The 17,225-nt window shown below is 37.2% G+C and carries 13 protein-coding genes; 6 read left to right on the top strand and 7 right to left on the bottom strand.

Annotation, left to right across the window (positions count from 1 at the left end; genetic code table 11):
* The first annotated feature begins 1 nt into the window (after nucleotide 1).
* Together EG342_RS17665 and EG342_RS17670 are read left to right on the top strand one after the other, a co-directional pair.
* Nucleotides 2-1,162 carry an MFS transporter gene (locus EG342_RS17665; RefSeq protein WP_103292490.1) on the top strand — a complete coding sequence of 387 codons (1,161 nt, stop codon included), beginning with the start codon at nucleotides 2-4 and terminating at the stop codon, nucleotides 1,160-1,162.
* An 80-nt stretch (nucleotides 1,163-1,242) separates the two neighbouring features.
* Nucleotides 1,243-1,944 carry a DsbA family oxidoreductase gene (locus EG342_RS17670; protein WP_103292489.1) on the top strand — a complete coding sequence of 234 codons (702 nt, stop codon included), beginning with the start codon at nucleotides 1,243-1,245 and terminating at the stop codon, nucleotides 1,942-1,944.
* Nucleotides 1,945-2,082: 138 nt separating this feature from the next.
* Here the strand turns inward: EG342_RS17670 and EG342_RS17675 are convergent, their stop codons facing one another.
* The gene (locus EG342_RS17675; protein ID WP_103292488.1) at nucleotides 2,083-3,081 is read right to left on the bottom strand and encodes an alpha/beta hydrolase family protein; all 999 of its coding nucleotides are present in this window, start codon (nucleotides 3,079-3,081) and stop codon (nucleotides 2,083-2,085) included.
* A 155-nt stretch (nucleotides 3,082-3,236) separates the two neighbouring features.
* Between EG342_RS17675 and EG342_RS17680 the strand changes: the two genes are divergently transcribed.
* The 4 genes from EG342_RS17680 (at nucleotide 3,237) to EG342_RS17695 (ending at nucleotide 6,053) form a co-directional block, all read left to right on the top strand.
* Nucleotides 3,237-3,818: a 5'-methylthioadenosine/S-adenosylhomocysteine nucleosidase family protein gene (locus EG342_RS17680; RefSeq protein ID WP_103292487.1), complete on the top strand. Its 582-nt coding sequence runs from the start codon at nucleotides 3,237-3,239 to the stop codon at nucleotides 3,816-3,818.
* Nucleotides 3,819-3,833: 15 nt separating this feature from the next.
* Nucleotides 3,834-4,355, top strand: coding sequence for a GNAT family N-acetyltransferase (locus EG342_RS17685; protein WP_103292486.1), 522 nt, complete (start codon nucleotides 3,834-3,836; stop codon nucleotides 4,353-4,355).
* Between the two features lie 58 nt (nucleotides 4,356-4,413).
* A complete protein-coding gene (locus tag EG342_RS17690; RefSeq protein ID WP_103292485.1) occupies nucleotides 4,414-4,992 on the top strand; it encodes a Crp/Fnr family transcriptional regulator in 579 nt (192 codons plus the stop codon).
* Nucleotides 4,993-5,240: 248 nt separating this feature from the next.
* Entirely contained in the window at nucleotides 5,241-6,053 is an 813-nt protein-coding gene (locus tag EG342_RS17695) for an alpha/beta hydrolase (protein WP_103292484.1), read from the top strand.
* Between the two features lie 169 nt (nucleotides 6,054-6,222).
* Here EG342_RS17695 and EG342_RS17700 read toward each other — a convergent pair whose 3' ends face one another.
* From EG342_RS17700 to EG342_RS17725, 6 genes are all read right to left on the bottom strand, one after another.
* Nucleotides 6,223-7,569, bottom strand: a complete 1,347-nt coding sequence (locus tag EG342_RS17700; RefSeq protein ID WP_103292483.1) for an MATE family efflux transporter — start codon at nucleotides 7,567-7,569, stop codon at nucleotides 6,223-6,225.
* The gene (locus EG342_RS17705) at nucleotides 7,545-8,858 is read right to left on the bottom strand and encodes a lysine N(6)-hydroxylase/L-ornithine N(5)-oxygenase family protein (protein ID WP_103292482.1); all 1,314 of its coding nucleotides are present in this window, start codon (nucleotides 8,856-8,858) and stop codon (nucleotides 7,545-7,547) included. Before EG342_RS17705 ends, EG342_RS17700 begins: the two co-directional genes overlap by 25 nt.
* A 211-nt stretch (nucleotides 8,859-9,069) precedes the next feature.
* Nucleotides 9,070-11,493, bottom strand: a complete 2,424-nt coding sequence (locus EG342_RS17710; RefSeq protein ID WP_103292481.1) for a GNAT family N-acetyltransferase — start codon at nucleotides 11,491-11,493, stop codon at nucleotides 9,070-9,072.
* Nucleotides 11,471-12,988, bottom strand: a complete 1,518-nt coding sequence (locus tag EG342_RS17715) for a pyridoxal phosphate-dependent decarboxylase family protein (protein WP_103292480.1) — start codon at nucleotides 12,986-12,988, stop codon at nucleotides 11,471-11,473. Before EG342_RS17715 ends, EG342_RS17710 begins: the two co-directional genes overlap by 23 nt.
* Nucleotides 12,989-13,194: 206 nt before the next feature.
* Nucleotides 13,195-15,426: a TonB-dependent receptor gene (locus tag EG342_RS17720; protein WP_103292479.1), complete on the bottom strand. Its 2,232-nt coding sequence runs from the start codon at nucleotides 15,424-15,426 to the stop codon at nucleotides 13,195-13,197.
* Between the two features lie 303 nt (nucleotides 15,427-15,729).
* Nucleotides 15,730-17,217 (bottom strand): aminotransferase-like domain-containing protein, encoded by a 1,488-nt coding sequence (locus EG342_RS17725; protein WP_103292478.1) that lies wholly within the window; start codon nucleotides 17,215-17,217, stop codon nucleotides 15,730-15,732.
* Between the last annotated feature and the right edge of the window lie 8 nt (nucleotides 17,218-17,225).

Here is a 17,225-nt window from a genome sequence, read left to right on the forward strand (position 1 = left end):
CATGAAAAAATATGCCTATATAGGGTGCCTGGGATTTATTGCAGTGATTACTACAGAATTCGGAATCATTGGAATTTTGCCGCAGGTGGCAGAATATTACAAGATCAGCATAGACAAGGCAGGATATTTGCTAAGCGCTTTTGCTCTGGTTATCGCTGTTACGGGACCTTTTATGACCCTGATTACCTCTGGAATTGACCGGAAAAAGGTAATGCTCGCGGCCATTTTTATGTTTTTAATAACCGGAATTGTTTCCTCACTTTCGCCTCCTTTTTGGATGATGATGGTTGTAAGAGTCCTACCTGCCTTTTTACAGCCGGTGTATATTGCAACAGCGTTATCCGTTGCGGTTGCTAAAGCAGATAAAAAGAGAAAGAATGAGCTGATGAGTATTGTTTTCAATGGGGTGGCTATTGCCATGGTGACTACAGTTCCGTTGGCAACATGGATTTCGGGACTTTATTCATGGGAATATTCGTTTATGATACAGGCTGCAGTAAGTCTGATTGCGCTGCTGTGCATCTATTTCCTTTTGCCATCCATGCCGGTAGCAGAAAAGAAATCCTACGGAAGTCAGATGATGATTTTAAAACAACCTTCGTTCGTTTTAAGTATTTTGACCATTTTTTTTATGATTACGGCCTGGTTTTCAACATATAGCTATTTTGCAGATTATCTGAATAAAGCTAAAGGAATGAATACGGCGATGGTCAGTTATATGTTACTTTTATTTGGGGTGATAGGGATTCTGGCGAATTGGATTGCCGGTAAAATGCTCAACAAAAATATAACGGGAACGATCTCTTTTTTTCTCTCGGGAACCATTTTAATTCCGGTACTTTTATATTTTTCTGATGGAAATCTGCCAGCAACAATTGTGGTCATCGGAATTTGGGGATTTCTGTATTCTCCGAGCTTTCTCAATGCTTCAACCTATATGATTTCTGCGGCTCCCAATTCTTTGGAGTTTGCCAACAGTCTGGCGACTTCATTTGGAAACCTTGGTGTGACGCTGGGAACCACTGTGGGCGGATGGATTATTATTAGTAATGGAGTACAATATACGCCTTGGATCGGGCTTGTTTTCGGAATTTTAGCTTTTTTAACGATCATTCTCAGGAGCTGCCTTGAAACAAGAAATAAAACGGTTTTATGCTCTTAGAAATAAACTGTAACAATTTTTGTTACATTGATCAATTATCACTAACTTTGCAGTATTAATTTGATTTAAAATTAAATACAATGAAAATAGAAATCTGGTCGGACGTAATGTGTCCGTTTTGTTATATCGGAAAAAATAATTTTGAACAGGCTTTAGAAAAATTACCTTTCAAAGATCAGGTAGAAGTGGAGTGGAAGAGTTTCCAGCTGGATCCTACTTTAGATCCTAAAGTAACTCAGAATACCATTGAATATTTTAGAGAAAAGAAAGGTGTTGCTGAAGCACAGGCTGCACAGATGCTGACTCAGGTTACCCAAATGGGAAAAGGAGCAGGTATTGATTTTAATTTTGAAAAAGCATTGATCACCAATACTTTCAGTGCCCATAAATTGCTTCATCTGGCTAAAAAGCACAATAAGTCCAATGAGATGGAAGAAGCCCTGTTTATCGCTCACTTTATTGATGGTAAAAATGTAGCTGATCCTGAAGTTTTAATTTCTCTGGCTACTGATTTAGGAATTGATCAGGAAGAAGCAAGACTGGCGGTGACTTCAGATGCATTGGATTACGAAGTCAATCAGGATATCCTGGAAGCCAGAAATAATGGTGTTTCCGGAGTTCCTTTTTTTGTTTTGAATGGGAAATATGCTGTTTCAGGAGCACAACCGGTAGAAGTATTTGAAAATGCCCTTCAGCAAACGTATAAAGAAACGGTAAGTCCGTTTAAGGATTTATCCGGTAATGAAGGAGCGTCCTGCGATACTGACGGATGCAGTATTTAACAATAAAAACCCCAAAGTAGATAATATCTGTTTTGGGGTTTTTAATTTTTTGTGTCATTTTCCAATTTTAGCAGGCAAATGAAAGGTGTTTCCTTTATTTGGTGGCTACTTCTTGTAAATGATCATCTCTGAGTTATTTTAATGGGTATTGAGCCAGTCCACAGCAAATTGATGTACCTCATCAATTCTGTCCACAGTAATTGTTTTCCCATCCTTAGTTTCTTCTTCCTGAAAATAATGATTACTATTGGGATAAACTTTATAGGTAAGGTTCTTTTTGCCCTGTCTCAGAAATTCCAATTTGGCATAATCCATTCCTATAATCGTCTGATTATTATCCTTTCCACCGGCAATGTACAGGATAGGAATTTTCAGCTTCAGCATATTTTCAAGCGGGGTGGTTCTGGTAAAACTGCTCCATTTTAAATAAGTCTCTCCATACCAGTTTTTTTTTGTAGATAAAGGATCCGCATATATCTTTTCATAATCAGTGTATAGAGAATCAATGGTCTTTTGCCCTTCCTCCGCTGAGATTTTATTTTTTATAACATCCAGTCTTGTATTAATTAAAAAATCATAAAAATGGTTTAAGGCATTTCCAACGATACAAATAATATTTGTAACTTTTTTATTGAGTACCGCTACTTTTGGTGCAACCTGAGAACCTTCCGAATACCCCATTACAACAATTTTCTTTTTATTAACAGGAAGCTTTTTAACAAAAAAATTAATGGCCTTAGATGCTGTTTCAGCCCTCCAGTCAAGACTATATAACATTGTATAATTATTACTTACAGGGTAAAAACGTCTGCCGGAAGGAGACATTTGTAAGGAATCTTTAAATGGCACGCTGGGTTTACTGATGAGAACTATGTGATAATTCTTTGAATATTTTTTGAGATCAATGGGAACGGAAGTAGAATATTTTCCGGATTTTGTTTTATAATATATCGGAAAGTTTCCTGAACCATCCAGGTATACCAATAATGGTTTTACTGCTGTGCTGTCAGATGTCAGTAAATGTACCTGAAAGGATTTAAGTTTAGAATCATGAAGTGTATAATGTTTAAATAAATCAGTCTGTGAAAATGCAGAACTGCTTACAAGCAGCATTAGAAGTAAATATATACATTTCATATCGTATTATTTTTTCTGTTGAATTTCTTTTTTAAATATACACTTTATTGCCCACCGATAATAAAAAAGGAATAGTAGTTTACGAAGCCATTTTTAAAATAAAAACTCTTGTATCTTTGTAAAGCAGTACAAGCAACTGCATAAATCTAATTTCAATGATAAAGATCAATAAAGAGATTCATTATCCAATTGCAGATACCCTTTTTGTGTTTGCACTGGATTCTGAGGCTGGGACGGTATTTGACGATAAAAATAAATTAATAACAGGAATCGGAAAAGTAAATGCGGCGATTGAGCTGACAAGAGAAGTTCATCTTAGAAAGCCCAAATTGATTGTGAATCTGGGTTCTGCAGGAAGTAAAGGATTTCATAAAGGAGAAGTTGTGTGCTGTACAAAATTTATCCAGAGAGATATGGATGTAAGAGGCCTTGGCTTCCAAATGTATGAAACGCCACTATCCGGAGTACCACCAATCCTGGAATATGGCCTTAAAATGGAGACTTTGAAAGAAGGAATCTGTGGAAGTGGAGACAGCTTTGAAATGAATCATTCGGAAACAGATTATAATATTGTAGACATGGAAGCCTATCCGCTGGCATTGATCGCTCAAAAGGAAAATATTCCGTTTTTATGCCTCAAATATATTTCTGACGATGCAGGAAGTGATGCTGCAGACGACTGGAGTGTGCAGGTGCATCTGGCTTCTGAAGCTTTTAAGAAAATCTTATTTTCATAACATTATTTTATTATCATGACATCATTTATCATCAACAAAACTTCATCCGAAGATTGGGAAATTATACAAAATCTGGGAATACAGACTTTTTCTGAAACCTTTGCAGAAGATAATTCAGAAGAAGCTATGGAAAAGTATCTGGAAGAAAGTTTCAATAGTGGAAAGGTACAATCTGAGCTTAATAATCCTAATTCTCATTTTTATATTGCCTGGGAAGAAGATAATCCCGTGGGTTATCTGAAAGTGAATTCCGGTAAGGCACAGACAGAGTTACAGGATGATACCAGTCTTGAAATTGAACGAATCTATGTAAAGAAAAGCCATCATGGTAAAAAAGTAGGACAATTGTTGTACAACCAGGCACTGGAAACAGCCCGTAGCCTCAAAAAATCATATGTATGGCTGGGCGTCTGGGAAGAAAATGTAAGAGCATTGAATTTTTACAAAAAAAATGGATTCGTTGAATTTGATAAACATATTTTCAGACTTGGAGATGAGGAGCAGACGGATTTAATGATGAAGAAAGTACTGGATTAATAGTAAATATAGGTGGTGATAACATAAAGAATTCATAAACTAGCGTTTTCCCAACATAATGAATACATCGATATTTTTAGAACAAATCAATCAATATTATCCGCTATCCGATGAGACTGTTAAAGCATTATTGGATATTTGTACCGAAGAAAAATATAATAAAAACGATCTTCTTCTGGAAGCCGGAAGTATGGCCAGATATTATTATTTTGTAGAATCGGGATTAATAGGATATTACACCGTGGATGAGCAGGGAAGCTCTATTTATAAAATATTCTTTGAAGAAAATAGCTTTGTTGCCTCTACAGCCGCTGTTATTAAAAACGAACCCAGTGAATTCACGATCATTGCTTTAGAAGATTGTTCGGTTATTAAATATCCGGTGAAAGCATATCGAGAGCTGCTTGAGAAATACCATGATCTTGCACTTTTTCACCTATACTATTTAGAGAAGAACTGGGTGGTGAAAAAAGAACCACTGGAAGTTTCCCTAAAATACGAAACGGCAAAACAACGCTATTTGCAATTGTTGGAAAATAAGTCTTTGTATACAAGATTAAAACAGCATCAAATCGCTTCTTATCTGGGAGTAACTCCTACACAGCTTAGCCGTATAAAAAAGGAAATGCAGGATTAGTGCTGCCGAATACTCTTATTTAAAATAAAAAATAAACAAAAGCTTCAACATATGTTGAGGCTTTTCAACTTTTTGTACAAGACCTTTGTTCTGTCATAGAATCGAGGCAATGGCATATGGATAATTTTAAAGTACGAGTTGTACATTAAAAATCCCTTTAATTATTTTAAGGTAAGATAAAAACACCTTAAATTTATACTAGATGTCCTCTGATACTATGCTCTTTATTAATTAAACATTTTTATAGCATGAAAAAGTTAATCAGCTTTATTCTGATCCTGACTGCCTTTGCTCAGGGATCAGCACAAAAAATTATTCATCAGGAAATTTTCAGTCCGAAAATGAATAAAAAGATCAAAACAATTATCATTACTCCCAATGTACAACCTAATACAACCTATCCGTCTGTATATATTCTGCATGGATTCAGTGGTAATCCGGAAAGAATTATCAAACAGGATATTCCGGATTTAGTTAAAAAGGCTCAGGAATATAAAACAATCTATGTATTGCCGGATGGAAATTACAGTTCATGGTATGCAGATAGTCCTATGGTTAAAGATTCACAATATCAGACTTTCATCGGAAAAGAACTGGTAGAGTTCATTGATAAAAACTATCCGGTGAAAGCAGAAAAAAAGTTCAGGGGTATTCTCGGATGGAGTATGGGTGGCTATGGAGCCACGAATATCGGAGTTACCTACAACAAAACTTTTGGAATTGTAGGAAGTTCATGTGGTGCTCTGGATTTCAATTCTTTTGGTGAAGGATATCAGAAGTATATGGTCAATAAAGTATTAGGACCACTGGAGTCTCTAAACCCCAATTTCCTCACCGACAGCAAAATAAAATTAATGTCCGGAGCAGACCAGCAATATATTTTTGATTGTGGTACAGATGACACCCAAATGATTACAATGAACAGAAATTTTCATAAAAAACTCACAGAAGCAAAGATTCAGCATCTATATACTGAATCTCTTGGAGGGCATGTCCCGGAATATTGGAGTCGGTCATTATCAGAACAATTATCTTTATTCGCGAGATTTTTTAATCAATAATGACTAAAATAAAAGTTTGCGGGATTTTTTGAATAGGAATGGGCTTTAGCCCATTCATCAATTAGATAAAAATTCAATCGGCTTTAGCCAAAATTTAAAAACATTCTGAAGATTACATAAAAAACGGCCTGATATAAAACATACCAGGCCGTTTAATAAAAATATAAATCTAATTAATTCTAACTTCATTTACCTTCATCCTATAATTTTTAAGCAAAAATAAAGTAACGACTCCAACCACCAATTCTATTAAAGCGCTTCCCCAATAAATACTTTTAATTCCGAAATAATGAGGAAGGATCAGCATTAAAGGAATGTACAAAATGATCTGGCGAAGAAAGACCAGAAAGCTGGCTTTTTTACTCTGATTGATTGCAGGATAATACGAAAGAGCCAGCACCGTAATCGGAAGTAAAGGAAGCACAGAGAAAAACAGTCTGAAATCCAGAATCTGATGTTGCTCTGCAACATAGCCGGGAAGCATGAGGCTAATCAGCTCTTTCGGGAAAATCAAGGCCACCAGAAAAAATGGTGAGAGAATAGCTACACCTGCAAGAATATAAGTTCTGAGGAATTTTCCGGCTCTGTTAAACTGTCCGGCTCCAAAATTAATTCCTACTACCGGCTGAAGACCTCTCATCAATCCGAATAAAGGAGTCAGCAGAAAAAGGAAAAACCTGTTCAATATCGTAAAAAACGAAATATCTCTTTCTGTTCCATAAGCTGCTATAGCATTAAAAATAATGATACTCTGGATCACACCCATTACAGACAAAATCATCTCAGGAAGACCTAATTTTATAATTCTTTTTCCAATCTCCCGATCATATGAAAAGGATTTCCATTGGGTGGCAAAGGAACTTTTACCTTTAGCATAATAATAAAATCCTGATAGAGAATAAATTAACATACCGCAGTTGGTAGCCCATGCTGCACCGGCAACACCCCATCCGAATACTGAAATAAAGATAGGCTTAAGAATAATATCAATAATAAGCCCAACGGTGATCATGATGGCTGCCGTTTTCATTTTTCCTTCAGCCCGGACCAACATATTTAATGCCAGACCATAGATCCAGAAGATCGTTCCAATCAGGGTAACACGGAAGTATTCCACAGCAATCGTTTGTAATTCTCCTTTGGCTCCCATCATGGCCATAAGTTCATGGGCATAAATATAGGCAGGAACCGTACAGAGAATAGAAAAACATACACAAAGGACATTAAAACTTCCGAACAACCGGTACAGTTTTTCTTTATTGTTTTCTCCAATCCAGATGCTCACAGCAGCTCCAGCTCCGGTTCCGGCCAGTCTTCCAAATCCCAGTACAATCTGAGACAGGGGATAAGCCATTCCCACCGCTGCCAAAGCCTGAGTATTGATAAGATATCCTACAAATATAGCATCCAGGAAATTGTTGATTCCGTAGAGGACAATCGCCGCAACGGCAGGCCATGAGGTTTCCCACATGACCTTTTTCATATCACCTTCTAGGATGAATGTTTTGCGGTCCATGTCTTTTGGGTATTAAACTCCTGGAAAGCGATTCTTTTTTCTACTTTATAAATCTCTTTTCCGGCAACAGCATTAATGATTAAAGCATTTCGGTAAGCTCCCATTCCTAAATCAGGAGTTACAAAACCGTGAGTATGCAATTCCACATTCTGAACAAAAATACTTTCTGCACGATCTACAGTATAATGGCGGCTTACGTCAAATAATCCGTCTTCATTTCTTTCAATAAGATTTTCAATACCCTTCAGGAACTTAGGCTCTTTGTATTTATAGCCCGTTGCCAGGATAATATAATCTGAAACATGGGTAAAGGTTGCATTGTCTTGTACATGAGTAAAATTCAAGGCGTAAGAATTACCTTCAGGTAAAACACTATCCAATTGGCAGCTTGGTTTTAAAGCTACATTAAGAGGCGTGTTTCCTACGCTCATTCCGTATAAAGTGTCAAAAATATCATTGATCAGATCAAAATTAATTCCCTTATAAAGCGGTGGCTGCTTGGCAAGAACTGCCTTACGTTGTGAAGGCGGCATATTGTAAAAATGATCTACATACTCTGGAGATGTCAGTTCTAACGTTAATTTTGAATATTCCATCGGGAAAAAACGATCTGGTCTTGTAAACCAGCTCATAAACATTCCGTCTTCAGTTTCCGGAAGCAGATCCTGGAATATCTCTGCGGCACTTTGCCCTGATCCGATAATAGAGACAGAACCTGCATTCTTGATATCTGCCTTATGATTCAGATATTCTGAAGTATGAATGACATTTGGAAAGTCTTTGCCTTCCATAAAAGCTGGAAGACTAGGCTGTGTACCTGTCCCCAATACCATCTTTTTAGTTATATATTGAGTAACATCATTATTTTTAAGATCTAAAACATCAATGGTAAATACCTCCTGACTTTCATCAAAACTAATATTCTCCACTTTTTTACCAAACAGGCAGCTTTTAAGCTGATTGGCTGCCCATTGACAATATAGATTGTATTCTTTTCTTAAAATAAAGAAATCCTCTCTGATATAGAATTTATACAGTCTGTCAGTTTCCTTTAAAAAGTTAAGGAAACTGAATTTACTTTTTGGATCTGCCATCGTTACCAGATCTGCCATAAAAGGAACCTGTAACGTCGCATTATCCAGCATCAGCCCCGGATGCCAGTCGAATCCTTCCGCCTGATCAAGAAATAGGGCAGAGATCTCGTCTACCGGCTCAAGAAGTGCCGCCAGTCCTAAGTTAAAAGGGCCGATTCCGATCCCGATAATATCGTATACTTTATTGTTTTCCAATGTATTTTGTTTTATAAATGTTAAAAAAATCTTTTAACTCGATACAACCTGATGATATATTATTTGTCAGGCTGAGTGGAGTTAAAGTCCCAAATATTTAATTCCCGCAGATCAAACAGATGCAATTAGCATACATCTGCCTTATCTGTATAATCTGCGAGAAATAATATCTAATTATAAAGACTTTAAAGCCTCAATTTTAGCTTTTGTCTTAAGCATTATTTATTTCCAGCTTGCTTTCAGGACACTTTTCCCAGTAATTTTCACGGGTGCAGAAAGTAAGATAGGCTGTTTTATGAGGCATGGTGATAACTCCTTCTCTTGTATAGCCTAATTTTGTGATCAGTCTGTCAGTAGGAACCGCTTCAACAGAGGCTTCTCCGATACATTTTCCAATTTCAGGAAGAGAGAAAATATAATCCAATGCCACCTGGAAAGACTGGAAAGAATACTTTTTATCCTTACGTGTTTCAGCAACAAAAAAGTGCGTTCCGTAATCTGTCGGAAGAGAATCATAATAGGCACCTACCACATCTCTCATAGGCCAGTAAGGCTCAAAACTGAATTGCGGAACCCCGTTGATTTCGCCGATAAAGCTATGCTGTTCATCACTCGGAAGAATGGTTCTGAACCAAAGCTCAAGATCTCTTTTCGGACCATCCATTTTCCAATAAGGCTTGGCATGTTCCATATTGAACCACTCATGGATCATTTCGAAATCGTTGTCAATATCAAAGGGTCTGATGCTGATGGTAAGATTTTCATCCTCAAAATGACGTGAATACACGGTGTCTTTCGTTTCAGGTTTTATCAGCTTATGACTGTAGAAATACTTTGTAAGAGGATTGGACGTATCAAGGAAAACAGCCGGATATTCCAGAGATTCATCGGCTTCGTTGATGTTCTGAAGGCTGGTGATCAAGTTTCCTTTTGTGTACCAGTCTCTTTTGTTTACAATATAATTTACCAATCCGGTCTCGTCTTCATTTTCAAGTTCTTTAAATGCTTTATAAACAAGATTAATTAACTTTTTCTCATCAACTAATTTGCTACAACCTAAAGCATTAACAACTCCAAGAATGTTATTGGTTACCAGGTAATAGGTATATTTTGGAGCTAAAGATTCTTCATCAATAATAGATTGGCTTTCGTCTGCAATTCCCGGAAGAGCCTGGGAAACCAATTCTTTTCTTCCTTCTCTGAAAAAGAATCCCTGATTATCTCTAAAGTAAATTTTCGCCGGGAATCCCTTTTTGTCAAGCTCTATCATCACATTCTGCTGATGGAATTCACAAGCAAGTCCATAAGTATTCAGGATCCTTACGATGGGTCTTACACAAAGGTGAAGATATTGTTTGAACCATTCCAGCGCAATTTTTTCTGATGACTGACCCAATTTTTCAGCCGTGCTGGTAATAATATTCTGAAGTCTTGAAGGTTTTCCCAGAATCCCATCCTGGCAAAGAGCGGCCAAAAGCGTTACATTTTTGTTTTTATTTTCACTCTGGAAAGGGTTTCTTCGAATGCTTATATTAAATCCATTAATGATTTTTCCTTCAAAAGTAACTGCCATAAAAGCCGGATCTACCATGAAATCAATTTCCGGAAAATCTCTCTGAAGATTCTTTCCCCAGTCCGTTTTCAACAGATTGCTGATGTCATGGCCACGGTGAAGTTCCGGATACAGATTAATTCTCTCCGAATTCGTGATTTTTACATGCAAAGAGAATTTGTACATCCACTTACTGTCTTCATTGTAAACCGTTCTTACTGATGAAGTAGGAGTGAAGAAGTCTCCGTAATGCCCTAAAGCAAAAAGAATTCCCTGTTCCTGCATGATTTGTACATTCTCCTGGCTCAGCAAATAATCTGCTTCCCACGGATGCATTGGTAAAATATGATATTCTGGGTGTTGATCCCAAAGTTTTTTATGTTCAGGATTTAAAAGAGGATAAATCTTTTCACCTAATTCCTTACTGACCAACTCACCGTCAGCATTTTTCTCAATCATATTTTCAGGGTTCACAAGAAAATAAAACAACTGGAATCTTCCGGAAGTTTCAGGAGAATATTTCAATAAATCTTCACCATTGAATCCTTGCTTAGACTTAGGAACCGGGTGTAGAATATGTCCTAAAATAAGTGACTGTTCAGCTTCAATGAATGACATTTCGAGATCGTTGATTGGCTTTTTCACATGTACGGAGTGGTACAGATATTCCGTCAGGTTTTCAATACTGTTGTTCAATCTATCCATCACTGTGGAAGCTTCAATACCAGGATAAATCCCTTTTGCATACTCAGCCGTCAGCGTCATAAAGCCGTAAACATCCAATTCTGAAACTTCATCAGTGGCAAGAACTCTCATCAATACCGGAAAATCAAATAAATGTCTTCCGCTTTCTGAGAAATAATGTACCGGAACATACACATCACATCCGATTGAAGAAAAATCGATTCTGATGTGAAGATTGGTAGGTGTTTCCTGAAGATAGGCTGCGATTCCCTCATCATACTTAGGAATGCCAAGGTAGCGGCTCCAGTTCTTGAATTCTTTCATATAGCAGTTGATAAGTGCTGTATAGTTTACCTTTTCTGCGTATTCAGGGATATTAGTTGACTTTAATGTATTCATTTCCGTATTTTTTAATGGTGTTAAGTATAGATGTGATGTCTTCAATTGTTGTTAATGGATTCAGGATGGTGAATTTCAGATAGAATTGTCCGTTTACTTTGGTTCCGGCGGTCAGGGCATGGCCTTGTTTATAGAGTTGTGATTTGATAAATGTATTGATTCTGTTCAGGTCAAATGTTTTAAAAGGATCTGCAGAGTATCTGAATACCAGTGCTGAAATATCCGAGGAATTTAATAATTCAAAATGCGGATCATTTTCCAGAGCTTCCACTGCTTCACGGGCCGTCATAATAATTCTGTCAATATAGCTTCCCAGTCCTTTTTTACCAATAATCCGGAGCGTAAACCAAAGTTTTAACGCATCAAAACGTCTTGTGGTTTGTATGGATTTATTAACCTGATTAGGGATTTCGTCTTCATCGTGATCTTTAGGATTTAAATAATCTGCATAATGAGTGATCAATCTGAAATAATTTTTATCCTTTACCAAAAAACCACTGCTGCTTACCGGCTGGAAAAAAGCTTTGTGGTAATCTACGGTTACAGAATCGGCTTCTTCGATTCCATTGATCAAATGACGATGTTTTTCTGTTAAAAGCAGAGCACAGCCATACGCTGCATCAACATGAAACCAGAGGTTATATTTTTTGGCAATTCCTGAAATGTTGATCAATGGATCAATGTTTCCGAAATCAGTAGTTCCTGCTGTGGCTACAACTGCAATAGGAATATTTCCTGCTTCAATCTCCTTTCTTACCGCGTCTTCCAGTAATACACTGTTCATCCGGAAAGAACGATCCGTTTTGATTTTAATAACAGCTTGTTCGCCAAGCCCCAGCATAGATGCGCTTTTCTGAATGCTAAAGTGCGCTGCTTCAGAAACGAAAATCCTGAAACGATGAGCTTCTTTAGGTAATCCATCTTTTTTGATGTTGTGATTCAGAAATTTAATGGAAAAATGATCCCTTGCCAGAAGCATCCCCATCAGATTGCTTTGAGAGCCTCCGCTGGTAAATATTCCGTCTGATGACTGATCAAATCCTATTTCCCTGCATGTCCATTCAATAAGCTTCTGTTCCATTAAAGTTCCTCCGGCACTCTGATCCCAGGTATCAAGAGAAGAATTAATTGAACTGATCATAGCTTCGGCCACAACCGCCGGAATAACTACCGGACAATTGAGGTGGGCTACATATTTAGGATGATGAAAAGCAACCGCATGTTGTGTATACAGATCATTCACTTCATCAAAAAGCTCGTCATAGCTTATGGGAGGAGCGTTAAGATCTATATATTCAAACTGTTTCCTCAATTCTTTTGGAGAAACTCCGCTGAAAGGCTGATGAGTTTCCTCTAAAAAAGCGATAACACTCTGCTGTGCTTTATGCATTGCATTTTGATATTCGTGAATGTTGATATCACAGAATAAGTTCTCCAGATTTGGGAAAAGACTATCCTTTTCCGATGCAATCTGCTCGGTAATGACTGTGTTCATAGATATTGTGAATTTGTGTTCTTTTACTCCTTAATCGAAAATTTTGGATTTAAAGATTGATGATATATTTTATGAATAATTATTTTATCCTCCGTCAAATTTTTGATCAGCCACCCCTCCCGAAGGAAGGGTATATTTCCGCCTTTAGTTGTATTATTGGAAAAATCGGTGGCTTTCAAAATTTTTTGTAATTAATAATTTTTAATTTAATAAGTAATCGTGTAACCTACAGAAAATGTTGTTCCGCGGCCCTGATAAGCGAATGCTTTCTGAGGAGCTCCGTAGAAAAATACAGAACGTTGTCCCCAGATTGAAGTATATTGCTTATTGAAAATATTCTGAACCCCGAAGTTGATTGTTCCTTTATTGAGTTTGATATCGCCCATAAAATCGAATAGGGTATATCCTGTAATTTTCATATCGGCAAGATCAGTATAATTCATAGAATTTTGCATTTGCAGTCTCAAAGAAAATCTTTTAGCATTCCAACCTGTGAAAACCATAAACTTGGAAGGGTTGGTGGTATATACCGACTGATTTTGCCAGCCTTTGTCTACTGTTTTAGTTTCCGATTGCATTAATAAAACATTTCCTCCGATTTCCAGTCCTTGTGCAAAACGGTAACCTAAAGCTCCTTCAAAACCATAGTTTCTAAGTTTTTGATCAAGTAATGAAACCGTAAAAGCAGCATTGTCTATTTTCAAGGTTTTGCTTGATAATGCATAGAAAAAAGATCCCTGAGCATACAAACCGGATTCTGAACTTCTGTTGTGTCTGAAACCAATTTCCATCTGATCGGTCTTAATTCCACTTAACGGCTGTTCCGCAATATTCATACTGTTCAAAAGATTCCAACGGTTGTTGACCAATTCGTATTTCCCGAAACCATAAGATTTTGCAGCATCAGGAACCGCAAATCCCTGAGAAAAATTAAACCATGTCTGCCATGCAGGGGTAAACTTATACAGCAAACTTGCATTCAATAGGGTAACATCATAATTGTTTTTTCCACCTTTGACTACATCTGCAGAGTTTCCATATCCGAAATGCATGTATACCTGCTCTTTAAAGCCTACAAAATCATCGAGTTTTACGTTGATAAACTGCTGTCTTACTCCTCCCGAAAGGGTAAGTTTTTTGGTAATATTCCAGTCTGCCTGAATAAAACCGGCTAAGGTAAAGATATTTGTATCCGGATATCTACCGACAAAAGCGTCTGTTTTATTTACCAATCCACCTGACTCACTGCTTTTTGCAGGATTAAAAATAGCCTGATCACCGTTAAATTTTTCGTAGTCAATATCTGTTCCATATGTAAAATTAAAAGCGTTCCATTTTTTTGATAAGACAGCTTTAGCTCCGTACACATCTGTATTTCCTCTTCCCGAAGACAGGAAAACCGGAAGTATAACGCCAGCCGGAGGTTTTGGAATCTCGGCAAAAGATGCCCCGAAGTCTACTTCTTCTCTTCGGCCATATGCCTGAAGAAGCAAGTTGTGGCCTCCTAAAATATTGCGAAGGCTGTATTGTAAATTCGCCATGAACCGTTCTGTACGCGGAACTACATCTGAGTCTGCACCACCCAATACATTGATTAAATCAGGATTTTTGGTAGTAAATCCTGTAAATCCAGGCCCGAAAGAAAGCCATTTCTTATTTCTAACTTTTGAATTGTAATATTGAAGATCCAAACTCAAATCCTGATCCGGACTAAGTTTAACGCTAACGCCTCCTAATAGGTCAATGGAACGGTTGTACTGAAAATCTGCCTGCTTTACATCGGTGATAATCTGGTTTCCGTTGGCGTCAAAAGCACCTTCATTCTGCGTAAATGCAGCTCCAAGCCTGAATTTTACTTTATCATTGCCACCTGCAATAGATTGGGCAATTCTTTTATCAAGATCATCTTTGTGAAATCCTGTTTTAAGCCCTACAGATGTTTCAAAAGCCAATTTATCAGAAGTTGGCTTTTTGGTAATAATGTTGATAATTCCACCGGTTGAATCGCCTCCATAGATGGCTGAAGCTCCCGATAAAACTTCAATTCTCTCGATATTGAAAGGGTCAATAGCATCAAATTGTCTGCTCGCTGCTCTTGTGCTGTTCAGAGAAACTCCGTTGAGCATCACCAAAACATTTCGTCCCCTCATATTTTGTGCATAATTGGTTCTTCCCTGATTTCCAAAATCAAAACCTGGGATCATATTTCCCAATACTTCTTTCAATCCGGCTCCGCCTTTTATTTGTGTCTGAAGTTCTTTTTCACCAATAATCCAGACCGTTCCCGGAATGTCGCTTATTTGTTTTGGAGAACGTGAAGACACCAGAACTACTTCGTTGATATCTTTGGTAGTAACACTATCCTGCTTGTTTTGTGCAGATGTATGTGCAGTAAAGGCAGCCAATATAATGACTGAAAGGGCATATTGTCGTTTCATTTATTTAGAACAATTAAAAATAATGGAGTAAATATAAAATATTATTGACTAAAAAAACACAATGATATTTATCACATATTTCAAATCAAGGTGAAACGTCCCCTGATTATTCCCTTAAATGGGAATTATTTTTGTTAAAAAAATGGCGTTATAACCCCGTTTAATTTAATCTCAAAATGAGACAAAAAGAAAGAAAATGGTTGAAAATAAAGTTTAGAATTAACAAAAAAATAATATAAAAACCCACTAAAAAGGATGAAAACAGACTCCAATGATAGTTCGAAAAATCCCCAAAATAGGTAGCTAGCTCAGTAATTTTGCATTTTTTGAAAAAATGTCGATGCTTTTATCCATTTCTGCAGAATCCAGATCACCAAATCCTAATCTGATTGCAGTGATGCCTTTATTCTGGTAGAGTAATGTTTTGGGAATAAATAAGTTATCCTGAGCACATTTACGGCTTAGCTGCATCAGATTGATAGGAATATTCCATTCCAGCCAGATCGCTAATCCGCCGGAAGGTTTCTGAAAGGTAATAAGATCTCCTAGGTTTTCCTGTAGCAAGTCTGAGAGATGATTTCGTCTTTCCTGATATATCTTTAAAGATTTTTTCAGATACCGGTTGATTTCTCCTTCTTCAATCATTTCTCCTAAAGCTCTTTCCATCAGAATATCACCCTGACGGTCAATAATCCCAAGATATTTTCTCATCTCAACCATCAGGTTTTCCGGTGCCACAATAAATCCCGTTCTGAATCCCGGTGCCAGTGATTTTCCAAAAGATCCGATATAGATAACCATTCCATTCGTATCTGCACTGGCCAGTGGAAGAATCGGGCTTTTATCATAATGAAATTCATAATCGTAGTCGTCTTCCAGAATAATAAACCCATACTCGTTGGCCAGTTCCAGTAATTCGAGCCGTCTCTGGGCACTCAGTGCCACAGTGGTAGGGTAGTGATGATGCGGAGTAAGATACAGCATTCGGATCTTATGTTTTTTGCAGGCTTCCCGTACACTTTCTACTATTATTCCGTCTTCATCAATAGGAATCGAAACCATTTGAACCCCTGCCTTCATAAAGATCATATTTACTGAAAAATAACTTAGTGCACCTACCAGGACGATATCTCCGGCAGAAAGAAGAATCTCGGAAACAATATAAATACTCATTTCCGTACTTCGGGTAATCAGAAGATTATTTTTGGAAATCGGCAATCCGCGGGATAAATTGAGATAACGGGATAAGTGTTCTTTAAAAAACTCACTTCCGTCATGATTATAATGCCCCAATACTTTCTGATTGGCTTTTCGCTTAAGAATAGAGCTGTAAAATCTGGAATGCTGGCCGATTTGCGTTAGTCTGATGTCCGGAACACCATCATTAAAAACATATTCGCAATCGGAATGTTCAAAGGGATTATCCAGAATATTGGATGTTTTGAATGAAAAGCCGACTGTTTCAGGATAGTTTTGAAGATTATTTTGTTTAAAATCATTCATCTTTAAGGGTTTTTCCTGATCTTTTCCAATGATAAAAGTTCCTTTATTGGGAAAACTTTCAGTCCAGCCTTGTGCAGAAAGTTCATCATATACTGCTACAGCCGTATTTCTATGGATTTCCAGCAGTTCACTAAAGGTTCTTGTTCCCGGTAGTTTGGTGCCAAAAGGTAAAAAGCCTCTTTGAATCGCATTGATTAATTGATTCGCTATTTGCAGGTAAATAGAAGTATCTGATTTTCTATCAATTTTTATAAAACTTTCGTAAGGAATTTTAACCGGACTATCCATAATATCAA

It is taken from the genome of Chryseobacterium lactis, from assembly GCF_003815875.1.
In the GTDB taxonomy this organism is placed as follows: domain Bacteria; phylum Bacteroidota; class Bacteroidia; order Flavobacteriales; family Weeksellaceae; genus Chryseobacterium; species Chryseobacterium lactis.